The sequence below is a fragment of the Puniceibacterium antarcticum genome, from assembly GCF_002760615.1.
Taxonomy (GTDB): Bacteria; Pseudomonadota; Alphaproteobacteria; order Rhodobacterales; family Rhodobacteraceae; genus Puniceibacterium; species Puniceibacterium antarcticum.
In genome coordinates this window covers 74,865-97,560 of the sequence record NZ_AWWI01000176.1, presented here as the reverse complement: position 1 = coordinate 97,560, position 22,696 = coordinate 74,865, and the positions used below count along the sequence as shown (strand labels likewise).

Here is a 22,696-nt window from a genome sequence, read left to right as displayed (position 1 = left end):
CCAGAAACCCGGGCCCCGAACTGTCAGCGGTTTAAAACGCACGCTTACAGCGTTTGGGATTAAATTTGGATCGGATGTTCGCTGTCTCTCCCTTTGGTCGAACGCGAAATCCGATGCCCATTGTCTGAGGTTAAATCCGAAACGCTTTAGTTGCCGAGGGCCGGGAACGGCCCGATGTAGCCGACATAGGCGCGGGCATCGGCCGCATCCGTCAGCTTGTCTTCGTCGGATTCACCATAGGGGTGCTGGATCACGGCCATCAGATAGCCGTGGCCGTTGACGTCCGGGTACCAGTAGGGCGACGTGGTTTCGGAACCGTAAGGTGTGGACAGGATGCGAGTCAGCGATCCGTCCTCAAGGTTCATCGACCAGATCACATCGTTCTGATGGCCCGAACCGGTGTCTTCACCGATGATCACCGTGTTGTAGCCCGGGATGTAGGTCACGTTGTCCGGGTTCGCGATGCCGTCGATGTCACAGGTGTTCACCTCGGCCGCAGCACCACACATGTTGTGGGCCGGATCGCAGGACGGATCTGCCGCAGCGGCAACCGCTTCCTTGCTCATCGGAATGCCGGCAACCAGACCCTTCATCGATGTCGCTTTATAGTCCTCGTCAAGGTCAAGCTGATAGACGGCACCGCAGCTGTTTGCCTCAAGCTGGATGTCGTCACGGCCACCCTTGTCGCCTTTGGAACCGGCTTCCATGGCTTTGCCAACTTCCGAAATCGACAGATAGACCTTGTTGTGATCAGGATCGTAGGCAATGCCTTCCATCTTGCGGAACTCGGTGGTGGCACCCATCATCGACGCGAACCGGCGGGTTTCCAGACGCGAGGCAAGCATCTCCATGCCCGGCTGCACCTTCAGGCACTCGGCAGCGCCTTCGGCATTCGACGACAGGAACCCTTCGGGGCAGGTGCCATCTTCGTTTATGTCGGCAGTTTCGAACAGGTCCGAAAATTTGGCATCCGCTTCGATCCCGGCCTGAACATCCGCGTCTTTCGCATGACCAAGGTCAACCCATTCCAGATCCGCTTCGCCCACGCCCTCTGCCGAGGTCTGAACCCATTTCGCGGCGTAAAGCCTACCAGCGCTCAGGTCCGCCTCGGTGTCCGCGACAAAGCGGAACAGACCCACGTTGGTGCCATCGTCCGAAATATACGCCGTTTTCTGGTCGGGCATGACTTTCGCCAGTTCGACAGCCACGCGACCCATCGAGAAATGCTTGTGCGCGGTGGCAGAACCATCTTCGGTCACGGTGATTTCGGTGGGGTATCCATAGCGATAGGGCTTATAGGTAGCGCGGAATTCGTCCAGCGTCATCTTGGAAGGATCGACACCTTCATAACGCACCATCGGAAAATCGTAATCGTCGATATCGTCCAGGCTCGTGGCCGCTTCGATGCTGCGCGCATCAGCAGGGTATTCTTCGGACCCCAGATGGGTGTTCCATGGGGTCACGGATCCGGCGCAGGGCACCCAAAGACCGCCATAAGCCGAGAAATCAACCGGCTTGGTCGAGATGGCTTTCAGATTGCCGTCGGCATCCTGCGACAGCTCGCTGATATACATCGCACCGGGACGCGATTCAAAATGGGTGACCGAATACAGCTTGTCCCCCACCGGCAGAAGCGAGGTAAAATCGGCATCCGCCGAGATATGCTCAGAACCATCTTCGGACATCACGATCTTGCCGTCGCGACCGGTCAGCCCGGCAAAGGTGTTGCCGGCGATCTTGTCGCCAGAGCGTGCCAGCACATGATACGCAATCGGATAATCCTTGCCATCTATGGTCACGCTGTCGGTCGCGATCGCGGCGCGTTTGGCCGCATCTTCAGCGGCAAAAGGCACGGGGCTGAAGGCAAGCTCGCCCGCATGTGCAAACATGGGCATCATGACAAGGGCGGTGGCGCAGAGGAATTGGCTACGAAAAGACATGGCTGATCCTTGACTGGGTGATCCTGCCTTCTGTTAGTCCCGCGATGCGACAGCTCTGTGAACGTCCCCGCTACTGTCACGAAACACGCGCCCGAACGCAGCCCGCGTGCCCCGTGACGGGATCAAATGCCGTCCTTTCAGGCGCTAAACCCTTGAGGATGCGCCACAGTTTCCTGCGGCGCATCTGGCATGATCACTCGGCCTCAAGTGTTTCAAAACGCAGACCCTTTGCGCTGCGCTTGGAAAATCCTTCCCAATAGGAATGCGCGGCCGCTGGCACGCCGTCTTCGGATGTCGCCCAGACGCCGTCCTCCGCCGCCTCGACAAGGGACAGATAGCGCGCCTTGTCGCTGTCACCCTTCAGGTGCAGATCAAGGAAGGCCGTCGTGAAATGCTGCAGGATGTTGTTCATCCGCGTCGTATCCCAGACCGCATCGGCGTAGTGCTCGAACGGCGCCCAGCCCAGGCTTTGTGACACCGCCCAGGAATTGTCCGGCGCGGGCATTGGTGCGGCGGCATTGTGGTTTGCGGACGCAAAGGTCAGCAAATGCCGCCGGGTGCCGATTGTCTCGTGAAAGATCTCGCGGATCGCCGGGTATTCGGACACATCATCCGCGCTGCCCGCAACCAGCATCAGCGGCTTCTTGAACTGCGCCAGCCCTTGCGCATCCCAGAAATCCCGGTTCCGCCCCCAGGGGCCGATGGCAACAACGGCCTTCACTCGCGGATCGACCAGATCGCCGTGGGATGCGCTGCCCGACAGGTGCCGCCGCAAAAGCTCCTCCGGCGGGGCATAGGCCGCAGGCTCGGTGCGGCTCACCGCTGTCTGGGACAGACCCGCGCCGCCATAGATCAACGCGCCGTAGCCACCCATGGAATAGCCGACAACACCCGTGCGTTCGACATCGGTGATCGCGCCGATCTGATCCTCAAGCGCGGCCATGCTGTCCACCAGAAACGCCTGATCTATCGGCCGGTTCACCAGCGTCGATCCAAAGACGCCAAGATCGGAATAGGTGCTGTCAGGGTGATCCGCAGACACTGTGACAAACCCTTTGGAGGCCAGATTTTCGCCCAGATGGCTCATCAGGTACCGGTTGCCCGGATAGCCGTGCGAAATCAGCACCAGCGGAAAGGATCCCTTGGCCGGGGCCGCATCCCGTGCGGCCATGCCCGTCAGGGTGACCGGCGTTTTGCCATCACGCAGAACCGTCTGATAGGTGCCGCCCGGCTGGGTGCCCTCGGCCGCCGGATACCAGACCTCGACCGTGATGTTGCGGTCATACCGCAGCGGTGCGCCGTCTTCGGTGGCGTTGACCACATCGATCCGTCCGGGATCGGTAAAGGTCATCGTGCGCACGCCCACGGTGTAATCGCCATGCGCCGCCAGCGCGGGTGCGTCCGGACGTACCAGATCAATGCGGTTTTCTGCCTGCAGAAGGGATGGGATACCTGCCGCAAGTGCCGCGACGATGGTGGGGAATTTCATGCAACCTCTCCTCGTATTCACGAAGATTGGTACCGGCTCGGATCGGGCACGACAACCAGATCCACACGTCAAAATTGCGCCATTGCCAGCACGCAACAACGCTCGGAACCTGATTTCTGACAGAAAAGGGCCGAAACCGGTGGTATCGGCCCTCTTTTTCGCTCGGCTCAGCGTGTTGCGGTCTTTTCGCCCACATCCCAGAACACCCCGGCCATGACGCGCAGTGCATCGCGGCAGACCGATTTCAGCACATGCTCGTTCGGCGCATGCTGCGAACAGCCGCGATAGGAATGCGGCACCCAGATCGTCGGCAGCCCCAGGATATCGGTAAAGCTGTCATTGGGCAGCGATCCGGCCAGGTTCGGCAGCACATGCAGCGCGCCGCCACTGGTCTTGCGGATCGACTGGCCGACAAACTCGGCCCAGGGGTGCGCCGGATCCAGCCGCGTCGCGGCAAAGAACCCCCGGTCATGCGCGGTGATCTGCACATCCTCGAACCCGTTCGCATCCAGATGACGGCGCAGCGCGGGCACCACATCCTCGGGTTTCGTGCCCACGACATAACGCAGCTGACAGGTGGCGCGCGCCCAGCCGGAAATCGCATTCACCGGCGCGTCGGGCACACCCGACACCATGGCCAGCACCGCAAAGCTGTTCCAGCCGAATACCCGTTCGGCCGGTGTCAGGCTTTCTTCGCCCCAGTCGGGATTGACCGCCGGCCCCTCTCCGCCCGCGACCGGCAGATCCTTCAGCGCCGCGCGTACAGATGCGGTCAGGCTGTCGGGGCGCCATTCCGGCACCTTGATCTGTCCGCGCCGGTCGGTGATCACCGCCAGCGCATGGGCCAGGATCATCGCAGGATCGGACAGCAACCCGCCCCAGTTGCCGGAATGATGCGCACCCTCATGTGTCTCCACCAACAGATCAAAGGTCGTGCCACCGCGCGAGCCCATGAACATCGTCGGCACATCGGGCTGCAGGCGCGGCCCGTCCGACGCAATCAGCACATCCGCCGTCAGCCGGTCCTTGTACTGCGTGAACACCTCGGGCAGGCCGACCGATCCGACCTCTTCGCTCATCTCGATCACGATGCGGACGTTGAATCCCAGACTGCCGCGCTCGGCCAGAACCGCCTCAAGGGCTGCGATGTTGATCAGATGCTGGCCCTTGTTGTCCGCCGCACCACGACCAAACAACCGCTCCCCCTCTTCGATCAGCACCCAGGGTTCGATCCCCTCGCGCCACATGCCCTCTTGCCCGCGCACCGTGTCGCCATGGCCATAGGTCAGCACCGTGGTCAGCCCGTCACCCTCGTGCCGTTCGCCAATCAACAGCGGGCCACCGCGCGGGTCGGGATTGGCGATGATCTCGCAGGTGAACCCCATGGCATCCAGACGCGGCAGCATCGCAGCCTCAAGATAGCGGCGGCATTCGGCGCGCGCCGCGTCGGCGGGGTTCTGGCTTTCGGAACGATAGGTCACGAGGTCAGAAAGCTCCGACTGGAACGTGCCCCGGTCGAAATAGTCACTCACATGTGCAATGGCAGCATCGCGGGTCATTCTGTCTTTTCTCCGTCTTCCAAAGCGGCATCGCCCCAGGGCGACATGATTTCCGTACAGCCGCTGTTGCGGCCCGCATCGCGCAGCACACCCGCCGGGCAGGCAAAGGCATAGGGCAGCACGCTGCGGCGCGTGGTGCGCAACGGCGCATCCGCCGCCAGCCGCTCGAGTACTGCCGCGGACAGCGTGTCATCCGCTATGACAGCGTCCCCACCCGACACATCGATGCGCGGATGATGGAATGCCTGCTCTAGGCTCATGCCCTTGTCGACCATGAACGACGCAAGCTGCGCCACCGCCCCGACAATCTTGCGCCCGCCAGAGGCGCCGATGGCAAAGCGGCGCCCACCCTGTTCGCCCAGGATCGGACAGACATTCATCAGGCACGCCTTGTCCGGACCCAGCGAATTCGGCTTGCCCTGTTCGGGATCGAACCACATGATCCCGTTGTTCATCAGGAACCCGGTTGTGGGCGACACGACACGGCTGCCAAAGATCGAAAGCAGGGTCTGCGTGTGCGACACCATGTTGCCCGCGCGGTCCACCACCGAAAAATGCGTGGTGCAGCCGGGCGCCTCCGGCACCTCTCCGGTGTCGCCCATCTTGCCCAGACGGGCGGCATACGCGGCGCGCAGGCCATTGGCATAGGCGGCATAGGTGGCCGGATCACTGCTCAGATCGGCGCCTTCAAGCTCGGCCATCACATGGGCAAAAGTCGGCCCGGCGGTCAGCCCCGGCATGACGTGATAGGCCGCATCGCGGTAATCAACCCGCAGCGGTGCCCCCATCCAGGCGCGATAACCCGCCAGATCCTGCGCGCTCAGCGAACCGCCCTTGTCCTGCACATCCCGCGCCATGGCCTGCGCCAGATCACCCTCGTGGAACGCCCGCGCACCACCGCGTGCAAGGATATCCAGACTGTCGGCCAGCCGCGACTGATCCAGCCGGTTTTCCGGGATCGCGGTCCAGCCGGACCCCTTGGGCCACTGCCCCTCATCCAGAAACAGCGCAGCCGCATCCGCATCCTTCGCCAGATCCCGGGCGCTCGACGCGATGAGAAGTGCGGCGTACCAGTCCACCAGCATCCCCTCTCTGGCGCGGGCAATCGCGGGCTGCAGCAGATCAGACCATGGCATCCGCCCCCACCGGTCATGTGCCTGGCCCAGACCATCCACCGTGCCCGGTACGGCAATGGCTTTTGCCCCCTGCACGTTGCGGTCTTCCGTCACCCGCTCCCAGGGGAACAGATCGCCTGCCTTGCCTTCGCCCGACAGCGGATAATCCTCGATGCGCAGGCCCTTGGGGGAGCGCATCCCGAAATTGATCGCCACCGCCTCACCCGTATCCGCACGCCAGTGCAGCGCCGCACCACCGCCCGCAGGGCCGCTCATCCAGGGTTCAAGCACCCCCACAACAAAGGAACAGGCCACTGCCGCATCCACCGCATCCCCCCCGGCCCGCAGCACCTCGGCCCCGGCCTCGGCCGCCAGCCGGTGTTGCGAGGCGACAACGCCGCCTGCGGTTTCGATCACGGTCTTGCGGGTGCTCTGGGTCAGCGACAGGGAAGAGGTCATGGGTCAGGCGGCGTCCTTTTGGTACATGGGGCTTTCGGGGTCGTGCAGATGGCATTCGACGCGCCCACCCTCGGTGTCAACCGGACGGGGCGCAACCTGTTTGCAATGCGCCGTCGCCAGCGGGCAGCGCGGATGAAAGGCACATCCCGACGGCGGATTGATCGGGTTGGGATAAGCCGTGCCAAGCGAGGTTTCGGGAACCCCCTTGCCCGGCTCCGGCGTCAGCACCGAACTCAGCAGCGCCCGCGTATAGGGATGGCGGGGCCGCTCGAACAGATCCGCCACCGGCGCCTCTTCGACGATCCGGCCCAGATACATCACCGCCACGCGCGTGGCGAGGTGTTCAACCACCGCCAGGTCATGGCTGATGAACAGATAGGTCAGGCCAAAATCGCGCCGCAAATGCGCCAGCAGGTTCAGGATCTGACTTTGCACCGACACATCCAACGCCGAGGTCGGCTCGTCACAGATCACGATTTCGGGCCGCATCACCAGCGCGCGGGCGATGGCCACGCGCTGACGCTGCCCCCCCGACATCTGGCTGGGATAGGTGTTCATCACCCGCTGCGGCAGGCCGACAACCTCCAAAATATCCTTTACCGCCTTGCGCTGGCTTGCACGGTCGCCAACCCCATGCACCCGCAGCGGCAACGAGATGAGGTCATAGATCGACTTTCGCGGGTTCAGCGACGAATAGGGATCCTGAAAGATCGGCTGCAACCGGCTGGCCAGCGCGCGCCGGTCCAGCCCATGCAGCTCTTTGCCCTCGACCAGCACCTGGCCCGAGGTCGGCTTTTCCAGCCCCAGCAGCAGCTTGGCCAGCGTGGACTTGCCACAGCCGGATTCCCCGACCAGCCCCAGCACCTCGCCCTTTTCCAGCGACAGCGTCACATCGTTCACCGCCGTCAGCGGCTTGCGCGCACCGAACAGCCCCTGCTTGATCGTATAGGTCTTCTTGACCTGATCGAGCTTCAGAATGGCGTCGCTCATGCGGTTTCCCTCTCGGCAGAGATCGCCCCGTCGGCATGGACGCAGCGGAATTGATGGGGAACCTCGCCGCGCACCGGGATCTGCTTGCGGCAGGTCGGCTGCGCATGGGCGCAGCGGGTGCGAAAGGCGCAGCCTGTCACATCACCGATCAGCGACGGCACGATGCCCGGAATGGTGCCCAGATCCGCCCCCCGTGCCGTCTTGCCCGGCTGCGGAATGCAGCGCAGCAAGCCGCGTGTATAGGGATGACTGGGTCGGGCGAACACCGGCCGCGCCGGTCCGGTTTCCACCAGCTCGCCCGCATACATCACCGCAACCTTGTCCGCGACCCGGGCCACGACCCCCAGATCATGGGTGATCAGGATCATCGCCATGTTCATCTCGCGGGTCAGTTCGACCAGCAACCGCAGGATCTGCGCCTGAATGGTCACATCCAGCGCTGTGGTCGGCTCATCCGCAATCAGCAGATCCGGTTCGCACATCAGCGCCATGGCAATCATCACCCGCTGACGCAACCCACCCGACAGCTGATGCGGATACTGGCCCAACCTGCTCCCAGCCGAGGTGATGCCGACCTTTTCCAGCAGCTCGACCGCCCGCTCCCGCGCCTTGGCCCGCCCGACGCGGCGATGCAGCAGCAGCGCCTCCATCAGCTGATCGCCGATGGTATAGGCCGGGTTAAGCGAGGTCATGGGTTCCTGAAAGATCATCGCCATGCGGTTGCCGCGCAGGCTGCGCATGGTCTTGCGCGATGCCGTCAGCAGGTCGATGTCATCAAAGCGCATCACATCGGCGCTGCGCTTGATGCTGTTGCCCAGCAGCCCCATCAGCGCGAGCGAGGTCAGCGATTTGCCCGACCCGCTTTCGCCTACGATGGACAGCGTCTCGCCGCGTTTCAGATCAAAATCGATCCCGCGCACCGCATGCAGCGTGCCGCCGCCTGCCGGGATATCCAGGGTGAGGTTCCTGACCTCCAATAGCGTGTCCTCGGTCATGGCATCAGCTCCGGTTTTCTGGGGCGGTGACATCGCGCAGCCCGTCGCCCATCAGGTTGATCGCAAGCACCAGCACGAACAGCACCGCGCCGGGGATCAGAACAAGCCAGGGTTCGAACAGCATCATGTTCTTGCCCTCGCTCACCATCAGCCCCCAGGACGGCGTCGGCGGCTGCACCCCAAGCCCCAGAAAGCTCAGCGTCGCCTCAAGCAGGATCGCATGGGCCATTTCCAGCGTGATCACCACGATCAGGTTATTGAAGATGTTGGGCATGATCTCTGTCAGAAGGATCCGCGGCGTCGATGCCCCGACCGCCCGCGCCGCGGCGATATAATCGCGCCTGCTGATCTGCAGGGTGGACGCGCGCATGACAACCGCAAACCGGTCCCACAGCAGCAGACCCAGCACACAGATCACGACGGTCAGCGACCCGCCCAGGATCGCGACAACCGCCAGCGCCACCAGCACCACCGGCATGGCCAGCCGCACGTTGATCAGGAACGTCACGAACGCATCGACCTTGCCGCCGAAATAGCCCGCGGCCACCCCCATCGTCGTGCCGATCACCCCCGAAATCAGCGCGGCAATCGCGCCGATCATCAGGGACACCCGCGCGCCATAGATCAGCCGGGACAGGTAGTCGCGGCCCAGATGGTCGGTGCCCAGCGGATGGTCCCAGTCACCACCCAGAAACACCGGCGGCTCCATGCGTGTCATCAGGCTTTGGGCATAGGGGTCGTGGGGTGCCAGCAGTGGCGCAAAGATCGCAACCAGCGCCAGCAGGCCGACAATGCCCAGACCCGTCAAAAGGCCCAGATGCCCCTTCGCGCGTTGCTTGAGCATCTCGCGCGGGCTCGGGGCCTGAAATTCCTGGGTGAGGGGATCGGTGATGTCACTCATATCAGGCGCTCCGCATCCGGGGGTCCAGCCAGGCGTTCAACACGTCGGCCAGAAAGGTGAAGGTGATGTAGAACATCGAGAAGATCAGGATCAGCGCCTGCACCGTGGGCAAATCGTTGCGCGCGATGCTTTCCCAGGCCAGATAGCCCGCGCCATGCAGCGCAAAGACCGATTCAACCACGATCGAGCCGCCCAGCATGAATCCCATCTGCACTGCCGCCAAGCTGACCACCGGAATGATCGCATTGCGCAGCGCGTGTTTGAACAGCACTCGGCCCTCTCCGGCGCCCTTGGCACGGGCGGTGCGGATATAGTCCGAATTCAGCACATCCAGCATCCCGGCCCGCGTCAGGCGCATGATCGCCGGCATGGCGTAATAGCCCAGAACGATGGTGGGCATGACAAAATGGCGCCAGCTCTCGGCCCCCGAAGGCGGCAGGATCTGGAACTTGATCGAAAACAGGACAATCAGGATCAGCCCGAACCAGAAGGATGGCAGGGCCTGCCCCGCGACCGACAGAAACAGCGCCAGCCGGTCGATCATCGAATTGGGCCGGATCGCCGCCGCCACGCCCAGCGGCACAGCCGTCAGCAGCGCAAAGGTGATCCCGCACAGCCCCAGCAACATGGTCACCTGCAACCGGTCGGTGATCAGGCTCGCCACAGGCAGCTTGAAATAATAGCTTTCGCCGAAATCGCCCCGCACCGCCGAAAACAGCCATTCGCCGTATTGCACCATCATGGGACGGTCAAACCCGTAAAGCGTGCGGATCGCCTCGATATCCTCGCCACTGGCGGTTTCACCGGCAAGGGCCGCAGCGGGATCTCCCGACAGGAACAAAAGCGAAAAGCTGATGAAACTGACGGTAAAGGCCACCAGCAGCGCCAGCCCCAGTCGTTTCAGAATGAAGGGAAGCATGGGATATACCTCGGGCGTGCCACGGAAATGGGTCCGGGCCAGACGCGTCTAGGGTTTCGGTAAACGGTGGGGTGGGCAGGGCACGCAGGCGCCCTGCCCCGTCAGATCTCAGTTCCAGCTCATGTCCACGAACCGCAGCACTTCATCGGCTGTCGGCTCATAGGCGACTTGCTTGGTAAAGACGTAGTTGGTGTTGTAGCTGAACATCGGCGCCCAGAAGGCTTCGTCCGCGATCCGCTGCAGCGCAAGCTTGTAGTTTTCCTTGCGCACGTCGGGATCGGTCGAACTGTCGGCAATGTTCAGCCATTCCAGCACCTGATCGTCCCGCGTGCTGTCCAGTGAGCCGTGTTTGAAGAACTGGCTGACCATGGCAGAGGCATCGTTGACCGAATAGCTGCCCCAGGTCTGGAACGACAGCGGCGTCTTGCCGTCCATGTTCAGCTCGCGCAGCGCAGAATACTGGAGCATCCGGAAATCGGTCTTGATGCCCACGGCGTTCAGGTAGCTTGCAATCGCTTCGGCATATTGCTGGTCGCGATAGGCATAGAATTCGGTCGTGAACCCGTCCGGATACCCGGCTTCCGCCAGCAGTTCCTTGGCGCGTTCGGGGTTGTATTCGAACTGGCGCACATCCTGCGCACAGCCGAACTGGCTGGGAAAGCAGGCGGTATAGATGACTTCGCTTTCGCCCTTCAGCAGGGCATCCACCAGCTCCTGGCGGTTGATCGCATAGTTGACCGCCTCACGGACTTTTTTGTTGGTAAAGGGGTTATCGGCGCCCGAGCGGCCCGCCGAATCCATATCCAGATAGCCCACCCGCATGGTCGAGGCATTGGCGACGGTGAACTGATCCATTTGCGCCAGCTTCTCGGCCTGATCGGTCGGCACCTGCCAGATGAAATCCAATGAGCCTGAAAAGATTTCGGCCATCTGCGTGTTCACATCCGGGATGGTGCGGATGTCGATCTTGGCGATCTGGGCCTCACCCTTGGGGCTGTCGTGGTAGTTTTCGTTCTTTTCCAGAACAAAGTGCTGGCCCGGCACCACGTCTACCACCTTGTAAGGGCCGGTGCCGACGGGCTTCAGCCCCATGCCGGACGGGCCAACCTCGGCGTAATACTCGTTGGGGTACATGGACACCGGACCCGACAGGAACTCGATCGCCGCCGGAAACTTTTCCTTCAGATGGATGCGCACCGTGTAGTCATCGATCTTTTCGGCCGATTCCATCCAGTTCACGTTGCGCTGCGTCTTCACGCCGTTCTCTTCTTTCGCGACGTAATTGACGGTGAACACCACATCATCGGCGTTGAACACTTCGCCGTTGTGAAAGGTGACACCTTCGCGCAGCTTGAACTCCAGCGTGGTGTCGTCGATCCAGTCCCAGCTGGTGGCCAGATTGCCGACATATTCATTTGTCGCGGGATCGCGATAGATCAGGCCATCCCAGACCGCGCGCTGCATCACCACGCCTTCGCGTGACGAGTTGAAGTAGCTGTCGACGTTTTCCAGTTCCTTCGTGAAGGCGACATTCAGCGTGTCGTCAGCCTGGTTCGCAAAGGTCGGCATGGCAAGGCTGGCGGCAAAAGCAGCCAGAGCGGTTGTCTTGAGCAAAGTCCGGGTCATCTGTCTTCCCTGTTGGTGAACAACTCTTTGTCTTGCCGCTCGCATTTTATTGTATCACTATGCGATACGGCATATCGTCATATGATCAGTCTAAGCGCAAGGACCGGGGCGACGTCAACCCTGCTATGCCTGCGAATTTGAAGGAAGGACCAAAGCGTGCCCGATAAAGACGCAGACAAAAGCCAGAACTCGCTGTTTGTCGGCACCTTGTCGAAAGGCCTGCGCGTGCTGCGCGCCTTTGACGAATCGCACACCTCCCTGTCGCTGGCAGAGCTTGTGGCCCGCACCGGCCTGGACAAAAGCGCGGTACAGCGGCTTGCCTATACGCTGCATGTGGAGGGGATGCTGGACAAGGACCCCACCTCGCGCCGCTTTCGCCCGTCCCATGCCTGGCTTGAACTGGCCTATGCTTACTACTGGTCCGATCCGCTGATCGCGCGGGCCATGCCCAAGCTGGTCGCACTCAGCCGCTCCATCGGCGAAACAGTGAACCTTGCGCAGATGTCGGGTGATCACATCATCTATGCGCTGCGCCTGCCCAACCAGCGCACACAGTTTGCGGCCAGCATCGTCGGGCGCCGCCTGCCCGCCATCGCAACCGCCGCAGGGCGCGTGATGCTCGCCACTTGGCCTCAGCCCGAATGGGAAACCGCGGTCGCCACCTGGCCCATTCAGGCGGTCACTCCAAAAACCGTGACAGACCGCGAGGAGATCCGACAGGATGTGGAACAGGCCATGCGCAACGGCTTCACAATCACTGCAAACCAGATGATCCTGAACGAAATCAGCGTCGCTCTTCCGATCCGTGGGGTGGACAGCCGTGCACAGGCCGCCGTTCAAGTGTCGGTCTCGGCCCACAGCTTTGATTTTGACCGCGTCAGACGAGAGATCCTGCCCGCCCTGCAGGATACGGCAAACGGCATACTCGCCTGAACTTAGCGTAACTTGGCCCCTAAATATCCAAACGGGCAGCCCGGATCAGAACAAACCGGCTTCGCGCGCAATCAGCGCGGCCTGCGTGCGGTTGCCCGCGCCGACCTTGCGGTACAGCGTCTTCATGTGCAGCTTGACCGTCGGTTCGGTGATCTGCAGATCGCGGGCGATTTCCTTGTTGGACTTACCCTCGGTCAGACCCCGCAGCACCTGCAATTCGCGTGGGGTCAGCTTGCCCGCCAGCGGATGCGTCGGCGTTTCATCCACCGCTGTCATGAAATCGATCGGAGCATATTGTTCGCCCATGGCCATGAACTTGACCGCGTTGATCATGGATTTCGCGGGCAGCGTCTTTGGCACGAACCCGGCGGCACCGGCTTCGAGCGCCAGTTCGACGATCTCGCGCGTTGCGCTGCCAGACAAAAGGGCAACCCGTTGCCCACCCTTCAAGGCAAGCGCCGTCTTCAGCCCCTCCAGCCCGTTCATGCCCGGCATGTTAAGGTCCAGCAGGACAAGGTCATACCGCTCCTGCGTTTCGATCAGCTTACAGGCACCTGCAAGATCTGCCGCTGTGCTGGTTTCAATGTCCCCGTGTGATTGCAGAAACAGAACCAGCGTGTCGCGCAGCAAGTCGTGATCATCAGCAATCAATACGCGCATCGTTCTCTCCATAAGTTTACTGATTGGTAAACCCTGCACCGGGCCGGTGCACGTCGAAAATCCGCAAAGCCGCTACAGCACTTTCGATAGACCTTATATCCTCTAGGATAGCCCCCAGTCCCACAAGTAAGGAATCGTTAACCAAAGTCCCCTTCGGCTGTCCGTCCGCTTCGTTGAGCGAAATGGCGCCACGCGTCACCTTGAGCATACAGTATATGTCTCAGGGACTTAGCCAATGAAACACGCCGCACTCTCCGCTCTCGACGACCAATTTGACACCGTTGAACTGGGCCACGTCACCAGCCTCAATCTGGCGGCACGCGACATCGATCTGCTCACGCCCGCAAACCGCCCGGATGCCCCGTCCGCAGTGGCCGAACTCTTTGGCTTTCCGGTCCTGAACTCCGTAACGGAACTGGCACCTGTCCGCCCGACACGGATGGCGCGGATCTGGCGTGCGGTGAAAACCTCCCTGACCCGGACTTCCGTCGCCGATCTGCAGCAACGCTTTCTCGACATCACCGTGTCGGCAGGCGCACTGCTGCTCCTCTCACCGCTTCTGGCCATCACGGCGCTGGCCATCAAGGCCGACAGCCGCGGCCCGGTGTTGTTCAAGCAGACCCGCGTCGGCCGCAACGGCACTGCCTTCACGATCTTCAAGTTCCGCTCCATGTCCACCGATGCCGAAGCACGCCGCGCCGCGCTGATCGCGACCTCGGACCGCGACGGCGTCTGCTTCAAGTCGCGCACCGATCCGCGCGTGACCCGCGTCGGCCGCTTCATCCGCCGTTTTTCCATCGACGAACTGCCGCAGATTCTGAACGTGCTGCGCGGCGACATGGCCATCGTCGGCCCGCGCCCCGCCCTGCCCTGCGAAGTGGCCGCCTACCCCCAGCGCGCCCATGGCCGTCTGGCGGTCAAACCCGGCATCACCGGTGTGTGGCAAGTGTCTGGCCGCGCAACCATCGGCTTTGACCAGATGGTCGAAATGGACCTGTCCTACGCCGCCACGCGCACGCTGCAACTGGACCTGTTCCTGATCGCAAAGACCTTCGGCGCGGTCTTTTCCGGGCGCGGCGCCTACTGACTTTCGGGCCAAAGACCAGCATCCCGCCCAACGCAAGCAGCCAAAACAACCTGCTTTGGGCGATGTTCTGCGCATCTGTCAAAGATCTGACTCTCTGGCCTGTCAGGTAGCGTATAATCCCGCCATTCTATGTCTAAAATTTCGCAGCCTATACCAAAGAGTATGAGGCTATTCGTCTGACCCAATGCGCAAGAAACATTTTCGTGTTATGATGCCGTCATAGAATAAAGGATGCTCCGATGAACCGAGCACTATTTTACGCCGTTGTCATGACAGTTTTCACTGCCATCGCTGCCACGGCCCAGGCTCTTCCCGCACCTGCAGGACCGGTCATCCTGACCGTTTCCGGGGACATTGATGTCACAAATGTAGACGACACCGCACAGTTCGATCTGGCCATGCTCAACGCCATGGACAGCACGACATTCAGCACCTCGACAATCTGGACCAAGGGCACGCGCAGCTTCAAGGGCGTCCCCTTGAACGTTCTGGTCGAAAGCCTCGGCATCGAAGGCGAAACGCTGCGTGCGACGGCCGTCAACGATTATGCCATCGACATCCCGATCTCCGACGCTGTCCAGAACGGCCCTATACTGGCCTATGAAATGGACGGTCGCACAATGACCCTGCGCGACAAGGGTCCGCTGTGGCTCGTATATCCGTATGATCTGAATGCGAACTACAGAACCGAAGTGATCTACTCCCGCAGCATCTGGCAACTCGACCGTATCACGGCTCTGAAGTAAGCCCGACGCCACCCGGCCCCACGCCGGGTGTCCTTTATTTTAGCAAGAGCACTTTGTGATGCCGATCCAGAAGACGCAGATATCCCGGTTCAAGCTGCTGCTCGGCGCGGTGGTTGGTATTATCGGGCTGTCCGTTCTTTTTCTTCTGGCAATGAACGTCGTGCGGGACTTGCGTTTGCTGACATCGGCCAACTCGGACAACGTGCAGTGGACCCTGTCACAGGCCGAGGTGGAGTTTCTGGAATACAGGCTGGCCCTGGGCATTGCCTCGGTTCGAAAGGAACCAGATCTTGACCAGATCAGGCAGGAATTCGACATATTTTACAGCCGGATCATCACACTGGATCAGGCGTCGAATTATGAGGGGCTGCGCAGCCTGCCTGAATTTTCCAGAAACCTGGAGATTGTGAAAGCCTTCATTTTTCGCGCCGCCCAAGTGATCGACGGCACCGATGAAGAATTTGCTCAGGCCCTGCCCGAGCTGCTGATCATAACACGTGAGGCACGCGCCGGTGTGCGCACGATGTCAAATTCCGGGCTGGTCTTCTTCGCACAGGATTCAGACATCCGCCGGACCAAAATCGCTTTCACCCTGATCCAGATGGCCCTCGTCGTGGCCTTTCTGCTGGCAGCGCTTGTGGTGCTTGTCGTCTACCTCAACAATCTCAACATCCAGAACATCCGCAGACGCAGCGAAGTCGTGCAGATCAATGATCGAATAAAAGTTGTCACGAGCACCGCCCTGGACGCGGTCATTGTCACGGATTCTCATGGCCGGATACGTGATTTCAACTCTGCCGCCGAACAGATCTTCGGCTATGCGGCAAATGATGCCATCGGAAATGATGTCGGCGCACTGATCGTGCCCGACTATCTGCGCGAAGCGCACAACAAGGGCATGCAGCAGTTGCGTAAAAATGGCGAAAGGCATGTCGTCGGCATGGGCCGGATTAAGATGGATGGCAAGCGCGCCAATGGCGCGATCATTCCCCTGGAATTTGCCGTCCAATCCGCCATGACCGAAGAGGGCGAGATCTTCATCGCCTTCCTGCGTGACATTTCCCATCGGGTGAAGGCCGAACAGGATCTGGTCTCCGCACGCGACCGCGCCGTTGCGGGGGAAAAATCCAAGACGGATTTCCTCGCCACCATGAGCCACGAGATTCGCACCCCCCTCAACGGTCTTCTGGGCAATCTGTCCCTGCTGCGCGAAACCCGGCTCAGCGCAAAACAGTTCCGCTATATCCGGAATATGGAAACCTCTGGCCGGCTCCTGATGAGCCATATTTCGGACGTGCTGGACATCACCAAATACGACGCGGGCAAACTGCGCCTGCGCCCCATCTCGATGAACATCTCCGCCCTGCTGCAGGACATCGTCGACAGCCAGAGCGGCGCCGCCATCGCCAATGACACAGAGTTGGACTGGAACTGGAACGGCCCGTCGGTCGACTGGATCAGCGCGGATCGCGACCGCATCCAGCACATCCTGATGAACGTCGTCGGCAATGCAGTGAAATTCACCCGCAACGGCCGTGTCACCGTCGAGGTTGAGATAATCAATGACTCCGCTGATGTGTGCGAACTTCAGTTCATCATCAGCGACACCGGCATCGGCATGGATTCGGAACTTCAGTCCCAGATCTTTGACGATTTCATGACCGGCGACAGCTCTTATGACCGCGAAGTAGGTGGCACCGGTCTGGGTCTGGGTATCGCGCAGCGCTTCGTAAAGGCGCTTGGGGGCACCATCGAGGTTGAAAGCATCCTTGGCGAAGGCAGTGCCTTCTGCATCCGCTTCCCGGTCAAGGCGATCGCGCCGCCAGAAGCCGTGATGCAAAGCATTGCGCGCGCACGGAAATCCCCTGCAAGCAACATCCTTCTGGTCGAAGACAACGAAATCAATCGCATGGTCGCCCGGGAAATGCTGACCGCCGCCGGTCACAAGGTCACAGAGGCCCGCAACGGGCAGATTGCGGTAGATCTGGCAGAAACCGAACACTTCGATCTGATCCTGATGGATATCAGCATGCCGGTCCTTGACGGGCGCGAAGCCACGCGCGCCATCCGCGCCGGGCAAGGCCCATCGTCGCAGACCCCGATCATCGCACTCACCGCCAATGCGATGGCCGAAGAACAGGCCGCTTTCCGCAACGATGGCATGAACGATATCCTTACAAAGCCGCTGACCCAGAAGGGCCTGATCCGCATCGTCTCGAATCACGTGGCGCACAAGATCGGCAAGACACAGACGTTGGCACCAGAGAGTCCCGAACTGTCCCAGACGATTTCAACCGCCTATCTGGAGGATCTGCGCGCCACCCTTGGCGTCAAACCCCTGCAGTCACTGCTGGACCGTTTCATCACCGAAACCGACGAAATCATGGATGAGCTGTGCGATCATGCGCACCATCCCCTCGCAGAGATCGCCGCCACAGCCCACCGCCTTGCCGGAAGCGCGGCAGCCCTGGGGGCCCTTGATCTGAGGACAGCACTGGTCACGGTCGAACAAGCTGCCAAGGCGCATGACACCGCCCGCTTGGTCGCGGCAATAGACACCCTGCCCAAGATCTGGACCACAACGCGCCCCCTGATGCAGGCCGAACGCCGCCGCACCTCCCGCACCGACGCCTGATCCGTTTTCGCCCCCACGGCAGGCACCATCTGCCTGCCCAGCCGCCCGAAGGCAGAGGCCAGGGACATCCCGGCAAAGTCAGGCAATAAACGCTTCTGGAGCGTCCCACCTTTAACCTGAAACAGACTCATCGCGTGTTCGCGTCGCAGGCGCAGCCCACAGGCAGCGAACAAGCGATGAAAGTTTAAGGCGGGACGCTTCAAGTCCGCGATGTCTCGTGCTCAGCTCGGAATTGGGGCCTTGAACACGAAAAACACACCCGCACAGATCAGGCTGAAACCGACCAGATGATTGAGGGTCAACCGCTCGCCAAGGTAGAACACGGAAAACCCCGCAAACACACACAGCGTGATGACTTCCTGCATGACCTTGAGTTCGGCAGTCGAATAAACGGCGTGTCCGATCCGATTGGCAGGAACGGCAAGGCAATATTCGAAAAACGCAATCGACCAGCTGACGATGATGACCAGAAGCATCGGGCGGTCGGTATATTTCAGATGCCCGTACCAGGCGAAAGTCATAAAAATATTCGACCCGATCAACAACAGGATGGGCACAAGCGCGGGGGGAAGGAGGGTCATGTCGTCATCTTTCTGCTGCCGTCCACAGATGCCGCGCGGCTTGCCGCCGCGCGCAACCAAACAGAACCGCCAGTCCGGTCGGGAAATGACCGGAAGGCCCACCTGCAAAACACCCCATATCCCGCCCCGGCCCATGCGCCACCAGCGTCGCGGCGCGCACGCGAACCGGGCTGGAGGTTACGAGAATACGGAAAATAGCGGTCACGACGCTGTAGGGATCTGGCATGCTGCGCGGTCTCTGGTTCCGCAGACAGAAATATCACCATATCTCGGCTTGAAAAGCCCGCAAAACGCCTGATCCAGATCGTCGCCAAATCCGCGCATCACAGCCGCCTGAGGAAGAAAAAGAGGATGGTGTCCACGGCGGGATTCGAACCCACGGCCCCAGGATTCATACCACTTCGGCTTTCACCGCCGCCTTTGCGGGCGTTCGTGGTCTGGACTGTCCCTTCACCCTAGACATGGCGTCCTTAGGTGCTGCCCATCCAGTCTCTACACCTTCCCCTTGCGGGGCTTGGCTCGGGATTGGCAAGGTGCAAGCGCACCGTAGCGTTCCCCGAATTTGAGCAGATCCATTGCGTCGTTTCCGGTCGCAACGCCCAATTTATAACTAGGAATCCTGTGCTCTATCCAGCTGAGCTACGCAGACACAATCCTCTTGGGCGGTGATATACAGGCCTTACCCTCTTCCAGCAATACCCTATAGCGCCTCGCCTTTCACCTGAAACACACTCATCGCTTTTCGCGTTGGCGGCGCAGCCGACACACAGCGAACAGGTGGTCCCGTTTAAGGCGGGATGCCCTAACGCCCCTCCGCTGCACCCGGATGCCCCCGCCGGGCATTCGCCCCCGGCGGACGGATTATCTTGTGCCCGCGCAACCCAGTACGTTAACGTCACGCAACACCAGCAACAGGACACTTGCCCCTTGGCACACGACGATCATCGCCCCCTCACCCTCCGCGACGTGTCCGAAGCTTCGGGCGTGTCCGAAATGACCGTCAGCCGCGTGCTGCGCAACCGCGGCGATGTCTCGATCGCCACCCGCGAAAAGGTGCTTGAGGCGGCAAAAACCCTTGGCTACGTGCCCAACAAGATCGCAGGCGCGCTCGCCAGCCAGCGCGTGAACCTTGTCGCGGTGATCATCCCGTCGCTCTCCAACATGGTCTTTCCAGAGGTGATGACCGGCATCAGCCATGTGCTGGAACAGACAGACCTGCAGCCGGTGTTCGGAGTTACCGACTATCTACCGGAAAAAGAAGAGCGTGTGCTTTACGAAATGCTCTCCTGGCGCCCCTCCGGCGTGATCATCGCCGGTCTGGAACGCACCGATCCGTCCCGCGCCATGCTCAAGGCCTCCGGCATCCCGGTGGTCGAGATCATGGATGTCGACGGCACGCCAGTCGATGCCATGGTCGGAATCTCGCACCGCCGGGCGGGGCGGATGATGGCGCAGGCGATCATGAAGGCGGGCTATGAACGCATCGGCTTCATGGGCACCAAGATGCCACTTGACCATCGCGCGCGCAAACGCTTCGAAGGCTTCACCGAAGCTCTGGCAAAAGGCGGTATCGAAATTGCCGACCGCGAATTCTACTCCGGCGGATCGGCCCTCGCCAAGGGGCGCGAGATGACACGCGAGATGCTCGAACGCACCCCGGACCTCGACTTCCTCTACTATTCCAACGACATGATCGGCGCGGGCGGGCTGCTCTACCTCCTGGAACAGGGCATCAACATCCCCGGCCAGATCGGCCTTGCCGGCTTCAACGGGGTCGAACTGCTGCAAGGCCTGCCCCGCCAGCTTGCCACGATGGATGCCTGCCGACTGGAAATCGGCACCAAGGCCGCACAGATCATCGCCGACCGCGTCGAAAACCCCGACGCCCCCTATGATAAGATCACCGAACTCACGCCGACCATCACCTATGGCGATACGCTGAAACGGCGCTAGGGCGTGATCCCGACCCTCGACAACCGCGCCGCCCGGCGGCTGTTCCTGCACAAACACGCGCTGGCCGAGGCCCCCACCGGCCCGTCCCGGGGCGCGGATCTGCTCGCCCTGATCCAGCGCCTTGGCTTCGTGCAGATCGACAGCATCAGCACGCTGGAACGCGCGCACCACATGATCCTGTTCGCGCGGCGCGCCACGTACCGCCCGCAAAACCTCGCCCCGCTGCTGGAACGTGACCGCTGCCTGTTCGAACACTGGACCCATGACGCGGCCGTGATCCCCACCGACTTTTTCCCGCACTGGCAGCTGCGGTTCCAGCGCAACGCCACCGCCATGCGCGCCCGCTGGAAATCCGACCGCCGCGCCGGGTTCGAGGAAAAGTTCGACACCATCCTGCAGCAGATCGAAACCCACGGCCCGGTCAGCTCGGCAGATGTGGGCAGCGGAGAGGAACGCTCCTCCGGCGGCTGGTGGGACTGGCACCCGTCCAAGACCGCGCTGGAATACCTCTGGCGCAGCGGCGATCTCGCGATCTGCCACCGCGAAAACTTCCGCAAATTCTTTGACCTCACCCGCCGTGTCATCCCCGCCGCCACGCACGGACACCGCCCCGCGCCGCAGGACAGCATCAACTGGCTCTGCGAGGCCGCCCTCGACCGGCTCGGCTTTGCCACCCCCGGCGAAATTGCCGCCTTCTGGGACACCGTCACCCCGGCCGAGGCCCGCACCTGGGCCACCGAGCAACGCGCCAAAGGCAGCCTGATCGACATCGACGTCGCAAATGCCGATGGCAGCCTGCGCCGCCACCTCGCCCGCCCGGATGTGCTGCAACAGGCCGAACAGGCCCCGACGCCCCCCAACCGCCTGCGCGTGCTCAGCCCGTTTGATCCCGCCCTGCGCGACCGCAACCGCACCCAGCGCCTGTTCGCTTTCCACTACCGGATCGAGGTGTTCACCCCCGCCGCCAAACGCCGCTACGGCTATTACGTCTTCCCGCTGCTCGACGGTGACCGCCTCGTTGGGCGCATCGACATGAAGGCGGACCGCAAGACCGCAAGCCTCGCCATCACCGCCCTCTGGCCCGAACCGGGCCTGCGCTGGAGCGATTCCCGTCACAAACGCCTCACTGCCGAACTCGCCCGCCTGCAACGCTTTGCCAGCCTCGACCACATCACTTTTCACCCGGACTGGATGCGCACACCGCCAAACTGACCCAGCATCATCTGCCCCAAAATATCCTCGGGGGGCCTGGCCGCAGGCCAGGTGGGGGCAGACAGCCCCCTCTGCCCTCAGCCACAGCCACAAACCATTGGCCCCCGCGCCCACCTGTGGCATCCCTGTGCCAACGCATCTGCCAAAGGCCCGCTATGACCTATTCCCGCTACGCGATCTACTACACCCTGCCCGACGGCCCGCTTGCACGCTTCGGTGCAGCATGGCTCGGCTGGGACGCCGCCACCGGCCAGACAACCCTGCCGCCGGACCTGCCCGGCCTGCCCATCCCGGCGCATGACATCACCGCCACACCGCGCAAATACGGCCTGCACGCCACGATCAAACCGCCCTTCCGCCTCGCCGAGGGCATGACCGCAGACCAGCTCCACAGCGCCTTTGCCGCCTTCTGCACAACCCAACCCAAGGTCACTCTCGACGCCCTCGCCCTCACTCACTTGGGCCGGTTCCTCGCCCTGACCCCGACCGGTGACACCACGGCCCTGTCCGACCTCGCCGCGCAGTGCGTGCAGCAGCTCGACAGCTTCCGCGCACCCCCGACCGACGCGGAACTGACCCGCCGCAAGGCCGCCAACCTCAATCCACGCCAGAGCGAACTGCTGGACCTTTACGGCTATCCCTATGTGATGGAGGCTTTCCGCTTTCACATCACCCTCAGCGGCAAACTTCCCCCCGACCAGCTCTCGCAGATCGACGCCGCCCTGCGCGCGCCCCTCGCCCCGCTCCTGCCCGCGCCGTTCGAAATCGACGCCCTCACCCTCTGCGGCGAAGACGCTGACGGGCGCTTTCATGAACTCGAACGCCTCCGCCTGCTCGGCTGAAACGGCAACAGATCAGGCCCGCAAAACCCTGCCCCTTGCCCGGGGCGGGCGAAA

The 22,696-nt window shown here is 61.8% G+C and carries 19 protein-coding genes; 7 read left to right on the top strand and 12 right to left on the bottom strand.

Annotated features, from left to right (window positions below):
• Window positions 1–146: 146 nt before the first annotated feature.
• From P775_RS24705 to P775_RS24665, 9 genes are all read right to left on the bottom strand, one after another.
• Window positions 147–1,940, bottom strand: a complete 1,794-nt coding sequence (locus P775_RS24705) for a PhoX family protein (RefSeq protein ID WP_099913477.1) — start codon at window positions 1,938–1,940, stop codon at window positions 147–149.
• A gap of 193 nt (window positions 1,941–2,133) precedes the next feature.
• On the bottom strand, window positions 2,134–3,429 hold the full coding sequence (locus tag P775_RS24700) for an alpha/beta hydrolase family protein (protein WP_099913476.1): 1,296 nt from the start codon (window positions 3,427–3,429) through the stop codon (window positions 2,134–2,136).
• A gap of 167 nt (window positions 3,430–3,596) precedes the next feature.
• Complete coding sequence (locus tag P775_RS24695) at window positions 3,597–4,988, bottom strand: M20 family metallopeptidase (RefSeq protein ID WP_099913475.1); 1,392 nt, start codon at window positions 4,986–4,988, stop codon at window positions 3,597–3,599.
• Window positions 4,985–6,562: a gamma-glutamyltransferase family protein gene (locus P775_RS24690; protein ID WP_099913474.1), complete on the bottom strand. Its 1,578-nt coding sequence runs from the start codon at window positions 6,560–6,562 to the stop codon at window positions 4,985–4,987. Before P775_RS24690 ends, P775_RS24695 begins: the two co-directional genes overlap by 4 nt.
• A gap of 3 nt (window positions 6,563–6,565) precedes the next feature.
• A complete protein-coding gene (locus tag P775_RS24685) occupies window positions 6,566–7,552 on the bottom strand; it encodes an ABC transporter ATP-binding protein (protein ID WP_099913473.1) in 987 nt (328 codons plus the stop codon).
• Window positions 7,549–8,547 (bottom strand): ABC transporter ATP-binding protein, encoded by a 999-nt coding sequence (locus P775_RS24680; RefSeq protein WP_099913472.1) that lies wholly within the window; start codon window positions 8,545–8,547, stop codon window positions 7,549–7,551. Before P775_RS24680 ends, P775_RS24685 begins: the two co-directional genes overlap by 4 nt.
• Window positions 8,548–8,551: 4 nt before the next feature.
• Complete coding sequence (locus P775_RS24675) at window positions 8,552–9,448, bottom strand: ABC transporter permease (RefSeq protein WP_099913471.1); 897 nt, start codon at window positions 9,446–9,448, stop codon at window positions 8,552–8,554.
• Between the two features lies 1 nt (window position 9,449).
• A complete protein-coding gene (locus tag P775_RS24670) occupies window positions 9,450–10,367 on the bottom strand; it encodes an ABC transporter permease (RefSeq protein WP_099913470.1) in 918 nt (305 codons plus the stop codon).
• 108 nt (window positions 10,368–10,475) lie between these two features.
• The gene (locus tag P775_RS24665) at window positions 10,476–11,993 is read right to left on the bottom strand and encodes an ABC transporter substrate-binding protein (RefSeq protein ID WP_099913469.1); all 1,518 of its coding nucleotides are present in this window, start codon (window positions 11,991–11,993) and stop codon (window positions 10,476–10,478) included.
• A 156-nt stretch (window positions 11,994–12,149) separates the two neighbouring features.
• Here P775_RS24665 and P775_RS24660 point away from each other — a divergent pair, with 156 nt between their 5' ends.
• Window positions 12,150–12,926 (top strand): IclR family transcriptional regulator, encoded by a 777-nt coding sequence (locus P775_RS24660; protein WP_099913468.1) that lies wholly within the window; start codon window positions 12,150–12,152, stop codon window positions 12,924–12,926.
• 45 nt (window positions 12,927–12,971) lie between these two features.
• On the opposite strand, the gene P775_RS24655 is transcribed toward P775_RS24660, so the two are convergent.
• A complete protein-coding gene (locus P775_RS24655; protein WP_099913467.1) occupies window positions 12,972–13,586 on the bottom strand; it encodes a response regulator transcription factor in 615 nt (204 codons plus the stop codon).
• A 235-nt stretch (window positions 13,587–13,821) separates the two neighbouring features.
• On the opposite strand from P775_RS24655, the gene P775_RS24645 reads away from it, so the two are divergent.
• From P775_RS24645 to P775_RS24635, 3 genes are all read left to right on the top strand, one after another.
• On the top strand, window positions 13,822–14,673 hold the full coding sequence (locus P775_RS24645) for a sugar transferase (RefSeq protein WP_099913465.1): 852 nt from the start codon (window positions 13,822–13,824) through the stop codon (window positions 14,671–14,673).
• Window positions 14,674–14,912: 239 nt separating this feature from the next.
• Complete coding sequence (locus P775_RS24640) at window positions 14,913–15,419, top strand: putative pterin-binding protein (protein ID WP_099913464.1); 507 nt, start codon at window positions 14,913–14,915, stop codon at window positions 15,417–15,419.
• 58 nt (window positions 15,420–15,477) lie between these two features.
• Window positions 15,478–18,054 (top strand): ATP-binding protein, encoded by a 2,577-nt coding sequence (locus P775_RS24635; RefSeq protein WP_099913463.1) that lies wholly within the window; start codon window positions 15,478–15,480, stop codon window positions 18,052–18,054.
• Window positions 18,055–18,275: 221 nt separating this feature from the next.
• On the opposite strand, the gene P775_RS24630 is transcribed toward P775_RS24635, so the two are convergent.
• Both P775_RS24630 and P775_RS27770 read right to left on the bottom strand, forming a co-directional pair.
• Entirely contained in the window at window positions 18,276–18,635 is a 360-nt protein-coding gene (locus P775_RS24630) for a DMT family protein (RefSeq protein ID WP_099913500.1), read from the bottom strand.
• Window positions 18,636–18,639: 4 nt separating this feature from the next.
• Complete coding sequence (locus tag P775_RS27770; protein WP_143520994.1) at window positions 18,640–18,861, bottom strand: hypothetical protein; 222 nt, start codon at window positions 18,859–18,861, stop codon at window positions 18,640–18,642.
• A gap of 701 nt (window positions 18,862–19,562) precedes the next feature.
• Between P775_RS27770 and P775_RS24625 the strand changes: the two genes are divergently transcribed.
• From P775_RS24625 to P775_RS24615, 3 genes are all read left to right on the top strand, one after another.
• On the top strand, window positions 19,563–20,588 hold the full coding sequence (locus P775_RS24625) for a LacI family DNA-binding transcriptional regulator (protein WP_099913462.1): 1,026 nt from the start codon (window positions 19,563–19,565) through the stop codon (window positions 20,586–20,588).
• A 3-nt stretch (window positions 20,589–20,591) separates the two neighbouring features.
• Window positions 20,592–21,800, top strand: coding sequence for a winged helix-turn-helix domain-containing protein (locus P775_RS24620; protein ID WP_099913461.1), 1,209 nt, complete (start codon window positions 20,592–20,594; stop codon window positions 21,798–21,800).
• Between the two features lie 155 nt (window positions 21,801–21,955).
• On the top strand, window positions 21,956–22,642 hold the full coding sequence (locus P775_RS24615) for a DUF1045 domain-containing protein (RefSeq protein ID WP_099913460.1): 687 nt from the start codon (window positions 21,956–21,958) through the stop codon (window positions 22,640–22,642).
• Window positions 22,643–22,696: the final 54 nt, after the last annotated feature.

Bases quoted from the DNA above. Each gene is read 5' to 3' on its own strand.
- P775_RS27770 (WP_143520994.1), bottom strand. From the start codon at position 18,861: ATGCCAGATCCCTACAGCGTCGTGACCGCTATTTTCCGTATTCTCGTA.
- P775_RS24680 (WP_099913472.1), bottom strand. From the start codon at position 8,547: ATGACCGAGGACACGCTATTGGAGGTCAGGAACCTCACCCTGGATATC.
- P775_RS24670 (WP_099913470.1), bottom strand. From the start codon at position 10,367: ATGCTTCCCTTCATTCTGAAACGACTGGGGCTGGCGCTGCTGGTGGCC.
- P775_RS24635 (WP_099913463.1), top strand. From the start codon at position 15,478: ATGCCGATCCAGAAGACGCAGATATCCCGGTTCAAGCTGCTGCTCGGC.
- P775_RS24645 (WP_099913465.1), top strand. From the start codon at position 13,822: ATGAAACACGCCGCACTCTCCGCTCTCGACGACCAATTTGACACCGTT.
- P775_RS24705 (WP_099913477.1), bottom strand. From the start codon at position 1,940: ATGTCTTTTCGTAGCCAATTCCTCTGCGCCACCGCCCTTGTCATGATG.
- P775_RS24690 (WP_099913474.1), bottom strand. From the start codon at position 6,562: ATGACCTCTTCCCTGTCGCTGACCCAGAGCACCCGCAAGACCGTGATC.
- P775_RS24615 (WP_099913460.1), top strand. From the start codon at position 21,956: ATGACCTATTCCCGCTACGCGATCTACTACACCCTGCCCGACGGCCCG.
- P775_RS24655 (WP_099913467.1), bottom strand. From the start codon at position 13,586: ATGCGCGTATTGATTGCTGATGATCACGACTTGCTGCGCGACACGCTG.
- P775_RS24675 (WP_099913471.1), bottom strand. From the start codon at position 9,448: ATGAGTGACATCACCGATCCCCTCACCCAGGAATTTCAGGCCCCGAGC.
- P775_RS24695 (WP_099913475.1), bottom strand. From the start codon at position 4,988: ATGACCCGCGATGCTGCCATTGCACATGTGAGTGACTATTTCGACCGG.
- P775_RS24665 (WP_099913469.1), bottom strand. From the start codon at position 11,993: ATGACCCGGACTTTGCTCAAGACAACCGCTCTGGCTGCTTTTGCCGCC.
- P775_RS24640 (WP_099913464.1), top strand. From the start codon at position 14,913: ATGAACCGAGCACTATTTTACGCCGTTGTCATGACAGTTTTCACTGCC.
- P775_RS24685 (WP_099913473.1), bottom strand. From the start codon at position 7,552: ATGAGCGACGCCATTCTGAAGCTCGATCAGGTCAAGAAGACCTATACG.
- P775_RS24700 (WP_099913476.1), bottom strand. From the start codon at position 3,429: ATGAAATTCCCCACCATCGTCGCGGCACTTGCGGCAGGTATCCCATCC.
- P775_RS24630 (WP_099913500.1), bottom strand. From the start codon at position 18,635: ATGACCCTCCTTCCCCCCGCGCTTGTGCCCATCCTGTTGTTGATCGGG.